Source organism: Flavobacterium sp. PL002 (genome assembly GCF_054165825.1).
This window is the reverse complement of sequence record NZ_CM135110.1, coordinates 1,867,121-1,887,206: the sequence shown is the minus strand read 5'-3', so window position 1 is coordinate 1,887,206 and position 20,086 is coordinate 1,867,121. Positions and strand designations below refer to the sequence as shown.

The window sequence follows — 20,086 nt, the reverse complement described above, 5'->3', positions numbered from 1 at the left end:
GTAGTATAATATAGTTAAGAAAAAAAAACTTAAAAATATTTTACTCTGTAATTTACCTACAAGCATAACCTGCGAAAATAACTACAATATTATTACCAATTTATAAATATAAAACTACAAATGAAGGATTTTGGATCTGACAAAAAAAATGTTGTTCAAGCAAATCTAGACGCACAAAAAATTGCTTTTGCACCAATTATGTTTCAAGCAGCAAAGTCTCTTAGAAATTTAGGAATATTAGAATATCTATTTGACAACAACAAAGCGAATATTGAGACAATTGCAAATGCATTAAAATTATCTATTTATGGTGTAAAAGTACTTTTAGAAGCAGGTTTAAGCTTAGAGATGGTTTATTTAAAAGACAACGAATTCATCTTGACAAAAACAGGATATTTTATATTGAGAGACAAAATGACCAATATAAACATGGATTTCACTCAAGATGTAAATTACTTAGCCATTAACCACCTTGAAGAGTCTATCGTAAACGGAAAACCAGAAGGCTTAAAAGAATTAGGAGATTGGGATACTGTTTACATAGGATTATCTGAGCTTCCAGAAAAAATTAAAAAAAGCTGGTTTGACTTTGATCACTTTTATTCAGATTATACATTTCCAGAAATTATGCCTATTTTATTTGGTAATAATCCAAAGAAATTTTTAGATGTAGGTGGAAATACAGGTAAATTCTCCATGCAATGTGCTCAATATAACACTAATGTAGAAATTACTATTTTAGATTTACCTGGTCAAGCCAATGTAGCACGTAAAAATATTACTGAAGCAGGATTCGAAAAAAGAATTAAAGCAATTGACACTAACTTACTAGACAATTCAATTCCTTTTCCAAAAGGGAATGACATTATATGGATGAGTCAATTTATTGATTGTTTTTCTCTTGAAGAAATCTACGGTCTTTTTAGAAGAGCTTATGACGCAATGACTGATGATGCTAGTTTTTATATTTTAGAAACTTTCTGGGATTTACAAAAATTTCAAGCTTCTACTTATAGTTTGCATGCTACCTCTTTATATTTTACAGCTGTAGCAAATGGAAACAGTCAGATGTTTCACTCTCAAGACATCTTAAATGTAATTGAAAAAGCAGGATTTGTGGTAGATGAGATTCATGAAATCATAGGTATGAGCCATACTTTGATTAAGTGTAAGAAAAAATAATTCCTCAATTATATTAATTAAAATTACTACAATATAAATCATTTTAAGTTTAAATAAATTTTTTAAGTTTGTTTAAAATTAAGCAAAACTAAATATAAATGCTACAAGAGTTCGTAGATGTTTTAATAATAGGAGCTGGACCATCAGGATGTGTCTCGGCTTCTTATCTTCATAAAAATGGAGTAAAAATAAAAGTTGTTGAAAAAACAGTATTCCCTCGAATAGTTGTTGGCGAAAGTCTTATTCCAAGGGTAATGGATCATTTTGAAGAAGCTGGGTTACTAGAGGATCTTGACAAAATGGGTTTTGAGAAGAAAACTGGAGCACGATTCATAAGAGGTGAAGAAGTGTGTGTGTTTGACTTTAGTAAAAAATTTACCAAAGGTTGGGATTGGACTTGGCAAGTGCCTAGAGCTGATTTTGACAATACTATGGCTCAGGCAATAATAAAAAAAGGAATTGATTTAGAGTTTGAATCCGAAGTTGTTTCTGTATCCTTTATTGGTAAAAAATCCATTACTGTTGTAAAAGACAAAACGGGGACTTTAAAAGAAATTCATGCTAATTTCATTATAGATTCTAGTGGATATGGACGTGTATTACCTCGTTTATTAGACTTAGACACTCCGTCAAAATTAGATCCTCACTCATCGATATTTACACATGTAAAAGATGTAAACAGACCTGAAGGCGAAGAGGGAACTTTAATTTCATTTGATATTTTAGAAACTCAAGTTTGGTTATGGGTAATTCCTTTTTCGAATGGAAATACAAGTCTTGGAGTAGTTGGACCTACTGATTTCATCAATTCTCTTTCGGAAAACAAAGACAATGCTGAAGCTTTAAAAAACGCTATTGCTTTATCTGACCATTATGTGAAACGATTTAGTGGCGTTGATTTCCTATTCAATCCTATAAAGTTAGAGAACTATTCTCGCTCTGTAAAGAAAATGTATGGAGATGGATTTGCTTTAACTGGAAATAGCTCTGAGTTTTTAGATCCTGTTTTCTCATCTGGAGTTGCATTTGCAACCGAGTCAGGAATACTAGCTGCAAAACTTTATATAAAAGAATCGCAAGGTATTGCTGTAGATTGGGAAGAAGAATATGCTGGGTATATGAAAAGGGGAATTGGTGTTTTTACCACTTATGTAAAAGAATGGTACACTGGAAACTTACAAACATTATTTTTTCATACAGCTGAAAATCACGATGTAAAAAGTAAAATATGCGCAGTATTAGCGGGTTATGTTTGGGATGAGACCAATCCTTTTGTAAAAAAACATGATAATGTTATTAAAAACATGGCTTATGTAATTAATAACAATAAAAAAGCATAAAAAAAGAGGCTGACTTAACGGTCAGCCTCTTTTTTATTTAAAAGCGCCTCTTATTTAAAAGCTTTTTTTAACAATAAACCAGCTAGTGATTTTCCTGTTTTAGCATATCCTTCGCTTATACGATCTTCGTTACTGAATGATCCACCAAAAATATCTCCTGGAGCTTCATCACTACTAATTTCTAATACAACATTGCTTTTATTTGCTGTTTCAACAAATCTAAGTATTGTAGAAACTTTAGCACCTTTCTTTACCATGACAACATTATAACCTGGATAAATCCATTTTGCATCAACAATTAATGTGTATTTAGCTTGGTTTAAATCCTTCTTGAAAACAATTTCTTTACCTTTTTTAGAAAGAACTATATTAACTAATTCTAGAAACTTAGGCTCAAATGATAATTCTCTACTAGAATACCATTTTGTTTTCCAAGCATCACCTACTCCGTTATTTTTTCCATTTAGATCCGCAACTCTTTCTGACACGTATTGATCATTTGTTAAATTATCCTTCATCAATTTTAAGTTTTCATAAGTAAACTCAACATTGAATTCTTTTTGATCTTTTAAAGCAGCATAATCTCCTTTAACAACTTTCATTTTTTGAGCTGTAATTACCGTTGAAACGAGTAGTAATAGTAATAGTGATTTTTTCATTTAGATATGTTTTTTATTGTTTTGTGTAAAAAAACTTACAGTCCAAAAGTATATAATTTATGTTTAAAAAAAGAGGTATTATTGATTATATCTTATAACTACTTTGACACTGATTATCTTTGAATTATATTTGCAGATTAATATGCGCTATTTGCTAAAGTGCGTGAGGGATAGAAGAGGAAAGCCCACAGTAAAGTGCAGCGGTAGCGGAACTTCACGAGGACTTGTAACGAATAGCCCGACCCTTGTGGTCACGCCCTGAAATAAATTCAAGGCAAGCCAAAAAAAAATGATACTTAAACAAAATGAAAAAAATACGTAATTTTTGCATTATTGCACATATTGATCACGGTAAAAGCACACTTGCTGACCGTTTACTTGGTGCTACACAAACCGTAACGGCACGTCAAGAAAAAGCGCAATTGCTAGATAACATGGACCTTGAAAGGGAACGTGGAATCACGATTAAGAGTCATGCGATCCAGATGGAATATACTTATAAAGGAGAGGAATATATCCTGAACTTGATTGATACTCCGGGACACGTGGATTTTTCGTATGAGGTTTCGAGATCAATTGCAGCCTGCGAAGGAGCGTTATTGATTGTAGATGCTGCTCAAAGTATTCAAGCACAAACAATTTCAAATTTATATCTTGCTTTAGAAAATGACCTGGAAATTATTCCGGTTTTAAATAAAGTAGATTTACCATCAGCTAATCCTGAAGAAGTTAGTGATGATATAATTGATTTACTAGGATGTAAACTAGAGGATATTATTCATGCTTCAGGAAAAACAGGTTTTGGTGTCGAAAATATTTTGGCTGCCATTATCGAAAAAATTCCACCACCATCAGGAAATAAAGACGAACCATTACAGGCTTTAATTTTCGATTCTCACTACAACCCTTTTAGAGGTATTGAAGTGATCTTTAGAGTGGTAAATGGAGAGATCAAGAAAGGGCAAAAAATCAAATTCATGGCTACTGGTAATGAATATTTTGCTGACGAGATTGGTACCTTAAAATTAAACCAAGTTCCTAAACAAGTGATTTCAGCTGGAGATGTTGGGTATTTAATATCTGGGATCAAAGAAGCGAAAGAAGTAAAAGTTGGAGATACACTGACTGATGCTAAAACGCCTACAACTAATATAATTACTGGTTTTGAGGATGTAAAACCAATGGTTTTTGCAGGAATCTATCCAGTAGACACTGAGGATTATGAAGAGTTAAGAAACTCGATGGAAAAACTACAGTTGAACGATGCGTCACTGGTGTTTTTACCAGAAAGTTCGGCTGCTTTAGGATTTGGTTTCCGATGTGGATTCTTAGGAATGTTACACATGGAAATTATCCAAGAGCGCTTAGAACGCGAATTCAACATGACCGTAATTACTACGGTTCCTAACGTTTCTTATCACGCATTTACTAAGAAGGATCCTGACACAGTTCTTGTGGTAAACAACCCATCTGACTTACCAGAGCCTTCACGTTTAGACCACGTGGAAGAGCCGTTTATCAAAGCGACTATCATTACAAAAGCAGATTACGTAGGTAACGTAATGAGTTTGTGTATTGAAAAACGTGGTTTGATTACCAACCAAACGTACTTGACAACTGAAAGAGTAGAATTGACTTTTGACATGCCTCTTGCAGAAATTGTATTTGACTTTTACGATCGTTTGAAAACAGTTTCTAAAGGATATGCCTCTTTTGATTATACGCCAATTGGAATGCGTACTTCAAACTTGGTAAAAGTTGATATCTTATTGAATGCAACCATCGTAGATGCTTTATCTTCTTTGATGCACGTTGATAATGCGTATTCTATAGGTAAAAAAATGTGTGAGAAGTTGAAGGAATTAATTCCGCGTCAACAGTTTGATATTCCAGTACAGGCAGCGATTGGTGTGAAAGTGATTTCGCGTGAAACAATCAAAGCCTTACGTAAAGATGTTACCGCCAAATGTTACGGTGGAGATATTTCTAGAAAACGTAAGTTACTAGAAAAACAAAAGAAAGGTAAAAAGCGTATGAGACTTGTAGGTAACGTAGAGATTCCTCAAGAAGCGTTTATGGCTGTTCTAAAACTGAACGACTAATCCCCCTAACCCCCGAAGGGGGAACTACAATATTGAAAACCCTGACAATGTGAATTTTGTCAGGGTTTTTTTGTTTATTTTTTTGAAAGCTCAATAAGATGACTGCAGTGGATTTTTACAGTTCATTCAAAAAGGAAAAAATTATTTGACAAACATAGAAAGTTGGTTTCCTTTTAATTTTAAAGAAATGTTCTTTGCTTTTAGTACATGCAAAATCGTTCTATCTTTTACATTATTCAAAGCATGACAAATTTACTACTTATACTATCGCAGAGTAAGTAACACTTCCCTCTTTGGCGGCTAGGGGGATAACCATTCAAACAATCGGTTTGCATCTTCTATTTTAAATAACTGCGTTCCCTCATTCATTGTTGCTGCTGATCCGCAGGCTACTCCCCAACGCAATACTTCCTGCAAGCTTTTATTTTGCGAAAGCGCCCACACCATTCCGCCTACCATACTATCTCCTGCACCCACAGTACTTTTTTTAGCTACATGAGGAGCTGGAACATAATCACACGAATCTTTTGTTACTAGCGCAGCACCTTGTGGACCAAGAGAAACAACTATAATTTCTGCGCTTCCTTGCGCAATAATCTTTTTGGCTGCTTGGTTTACCTCTTCCATTTCTAGGCGGTCTACACCTACTAATTTAGCTAGTTCTCCTACGTTTGGTTTTATTAAATAAACGCTCGTTTCCAAGACCTTTTGCAAAGATTCCCCTGAGGTATCTACAATCACTTTTATATTTGAATTCTTAGCGTGCTCGGCAATTTCTTTGTAAAAATCTGTCGATAGCCCATCATTCAAACTACCACTTAGTACTAAAAAATCTGTAGACAAGGCTGCTATTTTTTCGAGTATCGTTACCTTTTCACTTTCGCTTAAGGCAGCACCCGGAAAACCAAAACGATATTGGGAATTCGTATTATCATCTACCGCTACAAAACTCTCACGTGTCCAGTTTTGCACAGGGATTGGGTCGATGTTTATGGCTTCTTTAATAAGCAATTCTTTCATCATTTCGCCCGTAGGTCCTCCTGCTGTAAACAATGCAAGAGACTCCCCGTTTAAACGCGCAATCGCTTTAGAAACATTTATTCCTCCGCCACCTGCATCATAACGTGGGGCATCGCATCTTATCTTTTGTTCTGGCACTAAGCCGCGCAAATGCGTGCTTTTATCTAAAGCCGGATTTACTGTTACAGTTGTAATTTTATAATGTTTCATGTTATAAATTTAATGTTACGCCACCTATTTTCAAAATTAATAAAAGGCTTTTAAAAATAAAAAAGGCGAAGAGAATATCCCTTCGCCTTTTAAAATTAAAACAAATTAAAGTTTTCTACGATTATCATCAGAATTGGTGTCAATCAATTTATTAAAGGGATCCACTCCAACCTCTGTAGGTTTTTCATCAACAATAATAGAAAGTTTGTTGTCAATTTTATTGATTCTATATTTTTTGAGGTGCAGCTGTTTTTCCACCTTTTTATCTTTAACCTCCTCTTGTTTAAAGATTCCTATTTCGATAAAATCATTTAGAGGCAATGAACTAAGACCTATCTCGTCACCTTTTTTCTTGTACGATATAGTCTTACCATTAGCATCTTTATAGATTCGAGTTCCTTGATCATTTGAACGGTATTTAGCCACATTAAACTGAATATCTACTTGGTACTTCCCATTTTTCAATTTTTTACTCGTAACATTAGTAATATTGTTATCATACAAAGTGATAGTTTCAAACATATCCTTGATCGTATATTGTAAAGAATCTGGAGTAGCTGCTTTTAACATAGTCACTAGCTCGATACTATTGGTATAGGGAGCGTCCTGAAAACCAACTTTCTTTATGTAATCCTTTAAAACATTGTTTAAGTTTTTCTCTCCAATAAAGTCGCTTAGCGCATAAAAAACTAGCGAACCTTTGTTATAATGTATGTATTGCTGGTTTTCATTATACATAAGTGGTTGCTCTTTTTTGCGTTCTCTTGTTCTTCCTTGTAAGTACTTATCAAGGGCGACCTTAAGGAATTTACGCATTTGAGATTTACCGTATTGATGCTCTAAAACTTTAAGCGAACTATATTCTGATAAGCTTTCAGATAACATTGTGGCTCCCTGTACATTTGCCCCTATTACTTGATGTGCCCACCATTGATGAGCAACTTCATGTGATGTTATCGCAAAAGGATAATCTACCGCTTCTTGATCTTCGTCATCTACAGATGCTATGAAACCTATCGCTTCTGAAAACGGAATCGTGTTTGCAAAAGATTGCGCAAATTCTCCACCAGTTTTAGGATATTCGATTATTCGAACCTGTTTGTGCTGATACGGACTAAAATTTGCGGTATAATATGCCAATGATTTTTTAACTCCAGCAATCATTCGATCTAAATTATATTCATGCCCTTCCTGATAGTAGATTTCGATAGCAACATCGTTCCACTTGTCTTTTTTGACCTTATACTTAGCTGAATTATACGCGTAGAAGTTCAGCATTTTTTGATCCATTTTATAATGAAAATAGTTTCTCCCGTCTTTTTTCCATTGCTTTTGCAAGTACCCTGGAGCAATAGCGGTTTGATCTCCCGCTGTACTAACTGTTGTTTCAAATCTTACCCAATCAGCGTCATTACTAATGTACGTATTCATTCTTGCAATAGAATCAGTAGGACTGGCCATACGATCCTTTGGCTTTAAGCCATAGGTTTTTCTAACTTCATCATCTGTCAATTCACCTTGATCATTATAGCCTATTAACGGAAAAATACCGTTGTTAATGAAAGTTCCATTAGCAATCACAGGAGAATTCGATCTAAAAACAGTGTTTGCTTCATTTTTAATTTCGAAATTCATTACAATAGAATCCCCTACAGCGAGTGGCTGATCTAATTTATAAATATTGAAATTAAACACAGTATCCTTTGACACTAATTTAGTTGCAACCGCAAACTTGATTTTAGTTTTATACTCATTATAGTCGATAAATATAGAGTCGATAGCTTGCTTGCTTTTATTCTTTAAAATGTAGGTTCCGCTTGCAACAAAATCTCTTTTATCAGGATATAAAGCCACATCAACATTGATTGCGGTAATACGCGGTTGTGCATAATTTTGATATTTCTTGTATTTCTTTTCCCAAGTCGCTTGTGATTTCTCATTATCTAAGTTAGAGTCATACTGGTGTAAAACATTATTTTGATAATAAAAAGTCGCACCCAATGCTAAAAACCCAATTAAAGACAAACGGATTAAAAGTGCTTTTGCCCCATGAAAACGTTCTTTAGCATCTTTTAATCTTGCCGAAGCTTTTTGCCCCATTCCTCTCGTCCAGAATAATAATGTAAAGCCGAACAAAGCCAACCCTAACATAAACCAATACCCTTTATATAGGAAATAAAGCGGCAGGCTACTTCCATATCCATTCATATCAGAATATTGAAACCCACCATCACTATTGAATCTAAAAACACCCTGCTCTACACCAAGAGTTGGTAAATAAGCCAATCCTATTGTTAAAATTAGCAATACAAAAAATCCTAGTAAGTAGTTTTTAAAAAGTGTTTGTATAAAAAATGCTAAGAAAGCCCAGATTATAAAATTGACCAATTTTATAACATATAATTCATAAAGATAATGGCCTATTTCGAAATTATAATAACCATGATATGTTTGAATTGCTACACCAGCTATTAGAATTACTGCTAGTAAAACGATTTGCATTTTTACTACTGCTATAAACTTAGAGACTAAAAATACCCAGTTAGGTGTAGGCGTTACATCTACTAAATGATTCATTCTAGTGGTAGCACCATGATGCGTAAGTATACCAGCAAATAAAAATGTTAGTAAATTAATAAACAAACCAAAAGTGCTTCCTGGTATCTCAAGCATTTGCCAAGTGGTAGGATAGGTACTTGTTCCAAAAATAACTCCAGATGTCAGTGACGTTAACAATATAAAAACGAGCCCTACAATTACAATACTAATGAAAACCCAATTTTTAACGATAAGAATAAAGTCGATGTTCGAAAGATTCCAAGCTGTTTTTAGATTATTTTTTGTCGAATAATTAAAAGTAGTATTAGGAAGTTTTATCCTAGTGATACCTCCAAAATTATTTTTAGTAACGCGTTCTTCCTTTCTACTTTTTCCAAAAGTTAATGCCGTTTGTGTAAATGAGAAATAGCGATATAATAAAATAAATATGATGATTGAAACTCCTAACCACAACAACCTATTGTATATAATCACACTATCAAAAGGCAGTAAATTTGCATTTTTCTCTGAAGCGGTCCAGTATTGCGTATAATAGGAAAGAGCCTCACTACCAGAAGGATTTAGAATTCCAGCTAAATAACGATTGTCTGTATCATTTGTAAAACTCCCTATAATAGCGTCTAAAAACAACAATACAATCACTGCAATAAATCCTACAGATATATTTCTAGTAATGGTAACGATCGCAAAAACGATAACCCCGTAAAAAAATAGATTCGGAATTACAAAGATGCAGTAGATTTGTAAGTAGGCTACGATACTGTATGGTCCTAACAAACTTTGATTAGTACCTGGTAAAAAACTTGCGAGATACGTGGCAACGCCAATACCCGCTACAATTAAGATTACTATAAAAAATGAACTCAAGAACTTCCCTAGTAAATAATCCATTTTAGTAAAAGGATAGGAAAAGAGAATAGTGTGCATATTATATTTAAAATCCCTGTAGATAGAAGCTCCAATAATGGTAGGCACTAAGAAATAGGTAAAGGTAGATAGCCCGTTTATTAAACCATTTAATGCTATGGGCGAGTTGACAAGAGTATTAGATGAGGTCGTTACTGTAAAACCGTCAAAAATACCTAGTGCAGCAGCAGCCATCAATAATGAGAAAATAAAAAATAACGCTGTATAAATGTAAAACGACGGATTTTTAAGCCACCTTTTTACTTCAAAAGTAAATATAGTTCCTAACATAATACAGTATCTTTTTTAAGTGCTACAAAATATACATCTTCTAATTGCGGAGCAGCCGTAACAAATTGTTCGTCAGGTTGCCCAATACTTTGCACTCTAATATTTAAGGTATTATCTTGATTGTAATTAGACGAGATAACATTAAATTTTTTCTCATTTTCCTCTAAGCTATCTCTATCAATAACCTTAGTCCATATTGTGCCCTCAAGTGCCGCAATAACTGCTGTAGGTGTCCCCTTAGTTAGAATTTTCCCTCCATTTAAAATGGCAACCTCATTACAAAGCTCTTTCACATCATCAACAATGTGCGTCGAAAAGATCACAGTATGATTTGTCCCTATCTCGCGTAACACATTCAAAAAACGATGTCTTTCTGCTGGATCTAAACCAGAAGTAGGTTCGTCAACTATAATTAATTTTGGGTTGTTCAACAGCAATTGGGCGATTCCAAAACGTTGTTTCATTCCTCCAGAATAGCCGTTTACAAATTTCATTCGAACTTCATACAAATTAGTCACCTCTAGGACTTGTTTGATTATCTCTTGTCTTTCTTTTTTACTCGAAATCCCTTTTAACTGAGCAAAATAATCTAGTAAGCTTTCAGCAGACATGTTAGGATAGACTCCGAATTCTTGCGGCAAATAGCCCAAAACTTTTCTTAGCGACATTTGATCTTCTAAGACATTACTACCATCAAATTCAATCGTACCCGAATCTGGTTTTTGTAACGTAGCAATTGTTCGCATCAATGATGACTTACCAGCACCGTTAGGCCCAAGTAAACCAAACATTCCAGTTCCAATTTCTAAATTCAAATTATCAAGTGCTTTTACACCGTTTATATAGGTCTTACTAAGGTTAGTTATTTTCAGGTTCATTGTGAAAAATTTAAATGGTTTATACATTAGTAGGCAAACAACTGCAATTGTTACAATAATATTAACAAGTAGTCGAAAATATTCTTACAAAAAACCAAATAGATGCTCCCTGAAAAATCACTATCTAATTATCTTTGTACCTTTGCTTTTTAAATTAAAAATAATGATTGAAGATAAAAACCCACAACGCACTAGTATTGCACAATTAGGAGAATTTGGACTGATAGATCACCTTACTAAAAACTTTGAGGTAAATCAAAGTTCTACGTTAAAAGGTATAGGAGATGATGCAGCTGTTTTGGATTTTAAAGAAAAAAAAGTAGTCGTTTCTACTGATTTATTGATAGAAGGAGTACACTTTGATTTGGCTTACATGCCTTTAAAACATTTAGGATATAAAGCTGTAGTAGTTAACATCTCTGATATTTGTGCAATGAATGCAAAGGCAACGCAAATAACAGTGTCTGTTGCGGTGTCAAACCGTTTTCCACTAGAGGCTTTAGATGAATTATTTGAAGGAATTGCTCACGCTGCCGCAGAATATAAAGTAGATGTGATAGGAGGAGATACTACCTCATCTCAAAAAGGATTAATTATAAGTATCACTGCAATAGGTGAAGCAGACGAAGACGAAATCGTTTATAGAAATGGAGCAAAAAGTTCTGATTTATTAGTAGTTACAGGAGATATAGGTGCCGCTTATATGGGATTACAAGTTCTAGAAAGAGAGAAACAAGTGTTTCAAGTGAATCCAAATTCGCAGCCCGACTTAGATTTGTATACCTACTTAATTGAACGCCAATTAAAACCTGAAGCTCGTAAAGATGTACGTACTTTATTGCATGCCTTAGAAATAAAGCCAACATCCATGATTGACATCTCTGACGGTCTTTCATCTGAAATCATGCACTTGTGCAAGCAATCAAAGGTAGGCTGTAATCTTTATGAAGATAAATTACCCTTAGACCCACAATTAATAAGCGTGTGTGAAGAATTTGATATCGACAGCACAACAGTTGCAATAAATGGTGGAGAAGATTATGAGTTGCTATTTACAATTGCAATGGAAGATTTCGAAAAAATAAAAGCAAATCCTAATTTTTCTATTATTGGACACATGGTTCAAGAAAGTGAAGGAATACACTTAGTTACTCGAGCTAATACTCGCATCCCTCTTAAAGCTAGAGGGTGGAACGCATTAAGCGAATAACAAAAAAAGAGGCATCATTTAAAAATGATGCCCTTTTTTATAACTAAGAATCTACTTAAAAAAGCAATCCTTTACTTCTTGCTTCACGAACTAATTCTATATCAGTACCTTCTGGTAAACCTAATATTTTTTTTAGGTTTAACTTTCGAACAGCAATAGCATTAGACGAAATAGGAATATACTGCATCATGTCTTTTGATTTTGTTCCTTTTGATAAATGAAATAAAATTTGTTTATCAAATATATCAATCTCAATTCTATGTTCTTGGGATTCTAACATTTTAAGAACCGAATTACTATAATAACGTTCGTTATTGATTACTTTATCAAAAGCAAAAAGCAACTCATTAAACGTTAGGTCATTTTTAATTACTAATCCATGTGGATTTATACCATCAATGATTGTTTGTATCTTGAGGAACTCTGTAAACATTGTAAGTAAAATAATCTTGCAATTAGGCATCTTTTCTAAAATTAGCCTTGCTAAATCCTCACCTGAATACAAACCTTTTTCTTCATAAGTTGGCATGCTTATATCTAAAAATGCAATATCAAAATCTGGTGTACTCGCATTTGTTATAATGTGATAAGCCGACTCGCAGTCTTTAGCTTCATCAATTATAAACTCATAATTATCAGGATGATATCTTGTAATTGCATTTTTATATCCTTGAATTATAAAAGGATGGTCATCAACAATTAAGATATTATTCTTAATGCTATTTGTTACAACAGAGTTACTTGTCATTATTGCTGGTATTTATTTTTTGTTCTAATGGAACTGTAATTGTTATCGTTGTCCCACTATTTTTTTTAGACTCAATATCAAAAGTTCCGTTACAATCTTTCGTTCTAGAGATAATATTTTGCAAACCTATGCCTTTTCTTTTTAATTTGGTGTCAAAACCGATACCATCATCACTAATTATTAATAGAAGCGTTTTATCTTGCTTTTTTAATTCTATTATAATCGTATCTGCATAAGCATACTTATTAATATTTTGTAATGATTCTTGAATGATCCGATATAAATTGATTTTTATTGAATTGACAATTAGCTCCCATTTAATATCTGAGTCAATATTAGAGATCAGTTTACTTTTAAAAGTTTTGCGTTGTTCTTCAAATAAATCTTCAACAATTGCTACGAAGTTATTAATTAATCCTGATTTTTCTTTACTCAAATCATGTGAAATTTCCCGAATATCTTGTTCAACATTTTTAAGCTCAACTATGTAGTTGTCTCTTTGGTCCATTGCCAATTCATCTTTAAACCTATTCAAGCCATCTAAATTCATCCTGATTCCAAACATTTTCCCTAAGACGCCGTCATGTAATTCCTGCGCTAGACGTTTTCTTTCCTTTACCCTATTTACTTCAATGGTACTTTGTTGCGAAATCATTAGGTTATAAATCTCCTCGTTTGTTTTTTGTTGTTGTTGAATGTATACTAACTCTTTATTTTTTGCTTTTTGAGCTTTAATAATATACAAAAAAATACCCAATAAAATTACAAAACTAAAAATATAAACTAAATTTCTGTTTTGAGTTTCTAAATCTGAGTTCTTATCTTTTATTTGATCAGTTTCATATTCAATACGAGTGAACTTATCACCTATTTTTCTTTCTGCCTTTTGAAGTTGTTCATTGATTTTAATATATTCTTTTGAATAAAGTGACGCATTTTGCGGTCTTACAACAGCCAATTGCTTAAGAGCAACTAAAATATCACGAGAAACCTTTGTTTTTCTTGCCAAGACAAGTGCTTCTTGTGAATATTTTATCGCTTTTACGGTATCTTTTATAGAAGCATAATATTCTGACAAGTGTATTTTACTAATAAAAACACCAGATGTAAACTTTAAACTCTCTTTCAGATCAAGTGCTTTAAAAAATAAATCTGGAAGGTTTTCAGTTTCATTTGTCTTAAATTTAGCGTAAGCAAAATTATCAAGCAAAACAGCGTATAAAGCTGGCTTAAATTTAATTAAATTTTGTTGTTCTAGTCCACTTTTAAAATACTTCTGAGACAAAGAGTACTTCTGAGAATTTAAATATACAAAACCTATATTATTTAAAGCGCTAGCTTTAGATTGAAACTCTATTGGAATAGATTTATCATCACTCATTATTAATGCTTTATTTGCATAAATCATCGCATTATCATACTCTCCAAGTTCATTGTAAATAAGTCCTAAAAGATTATACGAATCATAAAGTAAGTTATTTACTTTATTTTCATCTTTAATTTTTCTTAAAACATTAAATACGGTATTTTGAGAACCTAAAAAATCTCCTATCCTATATTGAAGGTTAGCTTTACTAATTAGTATTTTACCTAAAACAATATTGTTTTTCGGTTTAGTAAACAATTTTTCCGCTTTGTAATAAAACATAAAAGCACTATCTGAAATTGCTTGAGAATCATAATAATCTCCTAAATAAGTATATGCTTTTATCTGTTGTAAAGTGTCTTTAACTTCTTGGGCTTGATCAAGTACTAAATACACAGTTTTATTGAACTCATTCCATTTGTTGATGTTATAATATCTATTTGCAACTTTAAACAAATTAACTCTGTTCAAAGAATCTTCTTTTTGACTTATTACAATATTAAAAGCTTTTTTAGTAAAGTCGAATCTTTTATCTTTATCTAAATTAAAATCATTTGCTAATACAAAATATAAATCAAGACTATCCCCTGATGGTGAAATAGTGGTTTGCTTTGTGCTTTTTTTGGAACAACCAAAAAAAAACAAAATAAAAAAATACGCTGTAATTAAAAATAAAGTGTTTTTCAATTTTAAATCATGAGTTTTATCAAAAATAGTCAAATAAAATAAGACATAAAAAAAGCTATCAAATAATTGATAGCTTTTTTTATGTCTTATTTACATTACATCTAATCTAATTTAACATTTCCTGCCGAAGTAGATCCTCCACCAATAATATCTAGTTTTACATTTCCTGCTGAAGTAGATCCTCCACCAATAATATCTAGTTTTACATTTCCTGCTGAAGTAGACCCTCCACCAATAATATCTAGTTTTACATTTCCTGCTGAAGTAGATCCTCCACCAATAATATTTTCACCTCCATTACCTGGAGTTGTAAATGAACTCATTGTTACTACTAAAGAGAATAAACCGATTGTTGAGATTAATTTTTTCATGATTTGGGATTTTTATGTTGTTGTTAAATTTTACTTTCTTAAAACTGCTTTATCAGCGATTTCCTGATGTAAAATTATAACGACATCCCTCCTTTTCAACGCAAAATTAAGCGTATATGGTAAGCTGTAGTAGTCTGATAGTAAACAGCTACCAAATTATGGTAACTGCATACATTTTAGATTTCAAGGTAATTGTTGCTTGAAATTTTACTAATTATAAGATCAATATTTGATTTGTATGTTTTAGAAAAAGGAAGTTTTGTAGCTGCATTTTTTATATGACAGATAGCATTTCCTGTATGAATTCTAGATATATAACTGCTGTTTACAATATAACTATTGTGAATCCTCACAAATGGGTAATACAATGCCGACTCAAAATGCTTCAATGTTTTGAATGCCGTTATCATTTCTCCTGTGTTTAAATGTATATCCGTTGAGTTATTATCAGCTTTGAGGTAGGTAATATCCTTTGTATCGATATACCTGTAGTCTCCATAAGATTTGATACACAAGATAAGCGCTTGTTGTGTAGGAGTAATTTTATCTTGTAACAAAATGGCCTGTGGAGTTAATTGATCATTTAAAGACATCCCTAACTCTTGTTCTCTACTTTTATTTAATTTTAAAATTAATTTAACCAAATCACTTTTTACTAAAGGCTTCAATAAATAATCTGTGACTTGATATTTGATGGCTTCAAAAGCTAGTTTTTTCTTTCTAGTAGTAACAATTATTTCTGGAACTTTTTTTAAATACCTATGAAGTTCATTAATCAATAATAATGATAATTTGCTTTTAATGTTTTTTGGATCAATTTCGAGAAAAACAAAATCTGGTTTGTGTTCTAAAATTAAATTTAAACCCATTTTATAATTATTTGCTGATGCTACAAAAACAAACTCTGAAAACCCATCAGCTACTGCCTGAGTCTCCAAAACATTTTGTTGATCATCGTCGATAATTATATATGAGTAGCTCATTTATATTTTTATAATTGTCTTTTCAATTTAAAAACAACTTTCTAGGTAAAGTTACTCCTTGAGGTTGTAATCAAAATTAAATTTACTTTTTTACTTTTTACAGTTTCTAAAATATCAATTTAACTCGTTAAAACACAAATATACACGATTAAAAGCGCTTTTCTTTTAAAATTGAGAGGAAGCTTTTTGCCTATTGGGCATAAAAAAAGGCTTTCCTCTACAGGAAAGCCTTTTTTTAATATGTTAATCTATAGTAATTACATTCTTTTTAACCAGTTTTTCATAGCTACTTCATTTTCGATAATAGCATTTAATTCTGATATTTTAACGCGATCTTGTTTCATAGTATCTCTATGACGAATCGTCACTGTTTGATCTTCGATAGTTTGATGATCTACTGTAATACAAAACGGTGTTCCTAATGCATCTTGTCTTCTATAACGTCGACCTACTGCATCTTTTTCATCATAAGTAACACTGAAATCCCACTTTAAATCTTCAATGATTTTATGTGCAATTTCCGGCAAACCGTCTTTTTTAACTAATGGTAAAACAGCCGCTTTTGTTGGTGCTAAAACTGAAGGCAATTTTAATACTGTTCTTGTTGAACCATCCTCTAAAGTTTCTTCTTTTAAAGAAGTTGCAAAAACAGCTAAAAACATTCTGTCAAGACCTACTGAAGTTTCTACAACATAAGGAACGTAGTTTTTATTTAATTCAGCGTCAAAATATTGTAATTTTCTTCCAGAGAATTTTTCGTGTGCTTTTAAATCAAAGTCGGTACGAGAATGAATTCCTTCTAGTTCTTTAAATCCAAATGGGAAATTAAATTCAATATCTGCAGCTGCATTAGCATAATGAGCTAATTTCTCATGGTCATGGTAACGGTAATTTTCCTTACCTAGCCCTAATGATAAATGCCATTTTAATCTTGTTTCTTTCCAGAATTCGTAGTGGATCATCTCATCGCCTGGACGTACAAAAAATTGCATTTCCATTTGTTCAAATTCACGCATACGAAAGATAAACTGTCTTGCAACAATTTCATTTCTAAATGCTTTACCTGTTTGTGCAATACCAAAAGGAACTTTCATTCTTCCTGATTTTTGTACATTCAAGAAATTTACAAAAATACCTTGCGCCGTTTCTGGACGTAAGTATAAATCCATAGCAGTATCTGCAGATGCTCCTAATTTTGTACCAAACATCAAATTAAATTGACGAACTTCAGTCCAATTACGAGAACCTGTTTCTGGACAAGCAATTTCTAACTCTTCGATTAATGCTTTTACATCTTCAAGATCTTCGTTTCCTAAAGAACGTCCTAAACGCTCTAAAATTTCTCTTTCTCTTGCTTTATACTCTACAACCCTAGTATTTGTTGAAACAAATTCAGCTTCATCAAAAGCATCTCCAAAACGAACTCTTGCTTTTTCGACTTCTTTAATTGCTTTGATATTTAGCTTTTCAGCATAATCTTCAATTAAAACATCGGCTCTATATCTTCTTTTTGAATCTTTATTATCAATTAATGGGTCATTAAATGCGTCTACGTGGCCTGATGCTTTCCAAGTTGTAGGGTGCATTAATATCGATGCATCAAGTCCTACAATATTTTCATTCATCTGAACCATTGATTTCCACCAATATTCACGTATGTTCTTTTTTAACTCTACTCCGTTTTGTGCATAATCATAAACTGCACTCAAACCATCGTAAATTTCGCTTGACGGAAAAATAAAACCGTACTCTTTTGCATGCGAAATTACATTCTTAAATATATCTTCTTGTTTTGCCATACTGCAAAAATATAAAAAGAGAACTTAAAAAAAAGGAATTTATGTAAGATTGAAGCATTGATTTTCATATTTTTATAAATAAAATGGTAAATCAGCTATTCAAAAGCGTAATTAATCTCTTCTTCCCTGAAACATGTGGTGGCTGTAATGTTATTTTAGCATCTAATGAAAAAATAATTTGCACTTTATGCCGCCATAATATTCCGTTGACAAACCATCATTTGAATCCTCAAAACGAAGCTTTTAATAAATTTTATGGTAGAGTTGATGTAATACACGCTTCGGCATTTGTTTATTTTCATAAAAAAGGAATCGTTCAAGAGATGATTCATAATTTAAAATATAGAGGTCATGAAGATATTGGGGAATTACTCGGAAATTGGTACGCTGAAGATTTAGCGACAATCCCAAAACTAAAATCTGTAGATTGCATTATTCCGGTCCCACTTCACAAAAGGAAATTTAATGAACGTGGTTACAACCAAGTCACTACTTTTGGTTTCGCTTTAGCAAAAAGATTAAATTTAACATACACAAGCACGATATTAATCCGGAAAGTTTACGCCAAAACACAATCAAAGAAAAACTTATTAGGAAGATCCGAAGGGATTGGGTCTACATTTGACGTCATATTCACCGAAAAAGATCACAACAAACACTTTTTATTAATTGACGATGTAATAACTACCGGCGCAACTCTAGAAGCCTGCTCTAAAGCATTATTGAAAATTCCTGGAGCAAAAATCAGTATCGTTTGTATGGCTATGGCCGAGTCATAAAAGATAATGCAAATCTTTTAAATGCTCATAAAATTAAAACGAGACTTTTGTGAAAATTATAAAATAATTAAAATTTACAAGCATAAAATGACCTTATTATTACAACAAACGATTAATTTAATGAAATTATAACAATCTAGAATTTCCGTTTCCAAAGTTAAATGTTTAAATTTGAATAAAATTTTATAAATATTTAAACAAACATATTATGGCATTTGAATTACCTCAGTTACCTTATGCGTATGACGCATTAGAACCAAATATTGATGCACGTACAATGGAAATTCATTATACAAAACATCACAACGCTTATACTACCAACCTAAATGCTGCCATTGCTGGTACAGATATGGAAGGAAAGACAATTGAAAATATCTTAATTAACCTTGATTTAAAAAATGCAGCTGTTCGTAACAACGGTGGTGGTTTTTACAATCATAACCTTTTTTGGACTGTAATGTCTCCTGATGGTGGTGGTCTACCTACTGGTGATTTACTTGCAGCAATTGAAAGTGATTTTGGGAGTTTTGATGAATTCAAAGCAAAATTCAGCAAAGCAGGAGCAACACAATTTGGTTCAGGATGGGCTTGGTTATGTGTTCATAAAGGTGGAAAACTTGATGTATGTGGAACACCAAATCAAGACAACCCTTTAATGCCAGGTATTGGTTGTGGAGGAACTCCAATTTTAGGAATGGATGTTTGGGAACATGCTTACTACTTGCATTACCAAAACAGAAGACCAGACTATATTGAAGCTTTCTTCAATGTAATTAACTGGACTGAAGTTTCAAGAAGATTTGCATCTGAGAAATAGTATTTTTTAAAATAAAAAATAACATAGAAAATAGACAGATAACTAAAAAGTTGTTTGTCTATTTTTTTTTACACTATATCTACTTTTTATTATTGCACAAAAACTTTACCCCAATAAAAAAGACGAACGAACTAATTAGCTCACTCGTCTTAAATTTATTTTCTTTTTCGTTGAATTTA

15 protein-coding genes are annotated in these 20,086 nt (G+C 32.4%); 6 read left to right on the top strand and 9 right to left on the bottom strand.

Annotation, left to right across the window (positions count from 1 at the left end; translation table 11 throughout):
• The first annotated feature begins 120 nt into the window (after positions 1–120).
• Both ACVEGE_RS08195 and ACVEGE_RS08190 read left to right on the top strand, forming a co-directional pair.
• Positions 121–1,182 carry a class I SAM-dependent methyltransferase gene (locus ACVEGE_RS08195; protein ID WP_192499943.1) on the top strand — a complete coding sequence of 354 codons (1,062 nt, stop codon included), beginning with the start codon at positions 121–123 and terminating at the stop codon, positions 1,180–1,182.
• A gap of 98 nt (positions 1,183–1,280) precedes the next feature.
• On the top strand, positions 1,281–2,522 hold the full coding sequence (locus tag ACVEGE_RS08190) for an NAD(P)/FAD-dependent oxidoreductase (protein ID WP_173851149.1): 1,242 nt from the start codon (positions 1,281–1,283) through the stop codon (positions 2,520–2,522).
• Between the two features lie 50 nt (positions 2,523–2,572).
• Here ACVEGE_RS08190 and ACVEGE_RS08185 read toward each other — a convergent pair whose 3' ends face one another.
• A complete protein-coding gene (locus ACVEGE_RS08185; protein ID WP_173851151.1) occupies positions 2,573–3,181 on the bottom strand; it encodes a hypothetical protein in 609 nt (202 codons plus the stop codon).
• 305 nt (positions 3,182–3,486) lie between these two features.
• On the opposite strand from ACVEGE_RS08185, the gene lepA reads away from it, so the two are divergent.
• A complete protein-coding gene (gene lepA / locus ACVEGE_RS08180; RefSeq protein WP_066333197.1) occupies positions 3,487–5,283 on the top strand; it encodes a translation elongation factor 4 in 1,797 nt (598 codons plus the stop codon).
• A gap of 300 nt (positions 5,284–5,583) precedes the next feature.
• Here lepA and ACVEGE_RS08175 read toward each other — a convergent pair whose 3' ends face one another.
• From ACVEGE_RS08175 to ACVEGE_RS08165, 3 genes are all read right to left on the bottom strand, one after another.
• Entirely contained in the window at positions 5,584–6,513 is a 930-nt protein-coding gene (locus ACVEGE_RS08175) for a 1-phosphofructokinase family hexose kinase (protein WP_192499942.1), read from the bottom strand.
• Positions 6,514–6,618: 105 nt separating this feature from the next.
• Positions 6,619–10,269, bottom strand: a complete 3,651-nt coding sequence (locus tag ACVEGE_RS08170; protein WP_192499941.1) for an ABC transporter permease/M1 family aminopeptidase — start codon at positions 10,267–10,269, stop codon at positions 6,619–6,621.
• Positions 10,263–11,147 (bottom strand): ABC transporter ATP-binding protein, encoded by an 885-nt coding sequence (locus ACVEGE_RS08165; protein ID WP_192499940.1) that lies wholly within the window; start codon positions 11,145–11,147, stop codon positions 10,263–10,265. The genes ACVEGE_RS08170 and ACVEGE_RS08165 overlap by 7 nt, the downstream gene beginning before the upstream one ends.
• A 163-nt stretch (positions 11,148–11,310) precedes the next feature.
• Here ACVEGE_RS08165 and thiL point away from each other — a divergent pair, with 163 nt between their 5' ends.
• Positions 11,311–12,357 carry a thiamine-phosphate kinase gene (gene thiL, locus ACVEGE_RS08160; protein ID WP_173838029.1) on the top strand — a complete coding sequence of 349 codons (1,047 nt, stop codon included), beginning with the start codon at positions 11,311–11,313 and terminating at the stop codon, positions 12,355–12,357.
• Positions 12,358–12,412: 55 nt separating this feature from the next.
• Here the strand turns inward: thiL and ACVEGE_RS08155 are convergent, their stop codons facing one another.
• The 5 genes from ACVEGE_RS08155 to ACVEGE_RS08135 form a co-directional block, all read right to left on the bottom strand.
• Positions 12,413–13,105: a response regulator gene (locus ACVEGE_RS08155; protein WP_173851160.1), complete on the bottom strand. Its 693-nt coding sequence runs from the start codon at positions 13,103–13,105 to the stop codon at positions 12,413–12,415.
• Positions 13,095–15,158 (bottom strand): tetratricopeptide repeat-containing sensor histidine kinase, encoded by a 2,064-nt coding sequence (locus tag ACVEGE_RS08150; RefSeq protein WP_225738052.1) that lies wholly within the window; start codon positions 15,156–15,158, stop codon positions 13,095–13,097. Before ACVEGE_RS08150 ends, ACVEGE_RS08155 begins: the two co-directional genes overlap by 11 nt.
• A 101-nt stretch (positions 15,159–15,259) precedes the next feature.
• Positions 15,260–15,529, bottom strand: coding sequence for a 3-oxoacyl-ACP reductase (locus ACVEGE_RS08145; RefSeq protein ID WP_192499939.1), 270 nt, complete (start codon positions 15,527–15,529; stop codon positions 15,260–15,262).
• A 176-nt stretch (positions 15,530–15,705) separates the two neighbouring features.
• Positions 15,706–16,512, bottom strand: coding sequence for a LytR/AlgR family response regulator transcription factor (locus tag ACVEGE_RS08140; protein WP_192499938.1), 807 nt, complete (start codon positions 16,510–16,512; stop codon positions 15,706–15,708).
• A 257-nt stretch (positions 16,513–16,769) separates the two neighbouring features.
• Positions 16,770–18,311, bottom strand: coding sequence for a glycine--tRNA ligase (locus tag ACVEGE_RS08135; protein WP_173851167.1), 1,542 nt, complete (start codon positions 18,309–18,311; stop codon positions 16,770–16,772).
• An 83-nt stretch (positions 18,312–18,394) separates the two neighbouring features.
• Between ACVEGE_RS08135 and ACVEGE_RS08130 the strand changes: the two genes are divergently transcribed.
• Complete coding sequence (locus ACVEGE_RS08130) at positions 18,395–19,090, top strand: ComF family protein (protein WP_192499937.1); 696 nt, start codon at positions 18,395–18,397, stop codon at positions 19,088–19,090.
• A gap of 208 nt (positions 19,091–19,298) precedes the next feature.
• A complete protein-coding gene (locus tag ACVEGE_RS08125) occupies positions 19,299–19,907 on the top strand; it encodes a superoxide dismutase (protein ID WP_173851171.1) in 609 nt (202 codons plus the stop codon).
• Positions 19,908–20,086: the final 179 nt, after the last annotated feature.

Bases quoted from the DNA above. Each gene is read 5' to 3' on its own strand.
- ACVEGE_RS08145 (WP_192499939.1), bottom strand. From the start codon at position 15,529: ATGAAAAAATTAATCTCAACAATCGGTTTATTCTCTTTAGTAGTAACA.
- ACVEGE_RS08170 (WP_192499941.1), bottom strand. From the start codon at position 10,269: ATGTTAGGAACTATATTTACTTTTGAAGTAAAAAGGTGGCTTAAAAAT.
- ACVEGE_RS08175 (WP_192499942.1), bottom strand. From the start codon at position 6,513: ATGAAACATTATAAAATTACAACTGTAACAGTAAATCCGGCTTTAGAT.
- lepA (WP_066333197.1), top strand. From the start codon at position 3,487: ATGAAAAAAATACGTAATTTTTGCATTATTGCACATATTGATCACGGT.
- ACVEGE_RS08140 (WP_192499938.1), bottom strand. From the start codon at position 16,512: ATGAGCTACTCATATATAATTATCGACGATGATCAACAAAATGTTTTG.
- ACVEGE_RS08125 (WP_173851171.1), top strand. From the start codon at position 19,299: ATGGCATTTGAATTACCTCAGTTACCTTATGCGTATGACGCATTAGAA.
- ACVEGE_RS08130 (WP_192499937.1), top strand. From the start codon at position 18,395: ATGGTAAATCAGCTATTCAAAAGCGTAATTAATCTCTTCTTCCCTGAA.
- ACVEGE_RS08155 (WP_173851160.1), bottom strand. From the start codon at position 13,105: ATGACAAGTAACTCTGTTGTAACAAATAGCATTAAGAATAATATCTTA.
- ACVEGE_RS08185 (WP_173851151.1), bottom strand. From the start codon at position 3,181: ATGAAAAAATCACTATTACTATTACTACTCGTTTCAACGGTAATTACA.
- ACVEGE_RS08135 (WP_173851167.1), bottom strand. From the start codon at position 18,311: ATGGCAAAACAAGAAGATATATTTAAGAATGTAATTTCGCATGCAAAA.
- ACVEGE_RS08195 (WP_192499943.1), top strand. From the start codon at position 121: ATGAAGGATTTTGGATCTGACAAAAAAAATGTTGTTCAAGCAAATCTA.
- thiL (WP_173838029.1), top strand. From the start codon at position 11,311: ATGATTGAAGATAAAAACCCACAACGCACTAGTATTGCACAATTAGGA.
- ACVEGE_RS08190 (WP_173851149.1), top strand. From the start codon at position 1,281: ATGCTACAAGAGTTCGTAGATGTTTTAATAATAGGAGCTGGACCATCA.
- ACVEGE_RS08165 (WP_192499940.1), bottom strand. From the start codon at position 11,147: ATGAACCTGAAAATAACTAACCTTAGTAAGACCTATATAAACGGTGTA.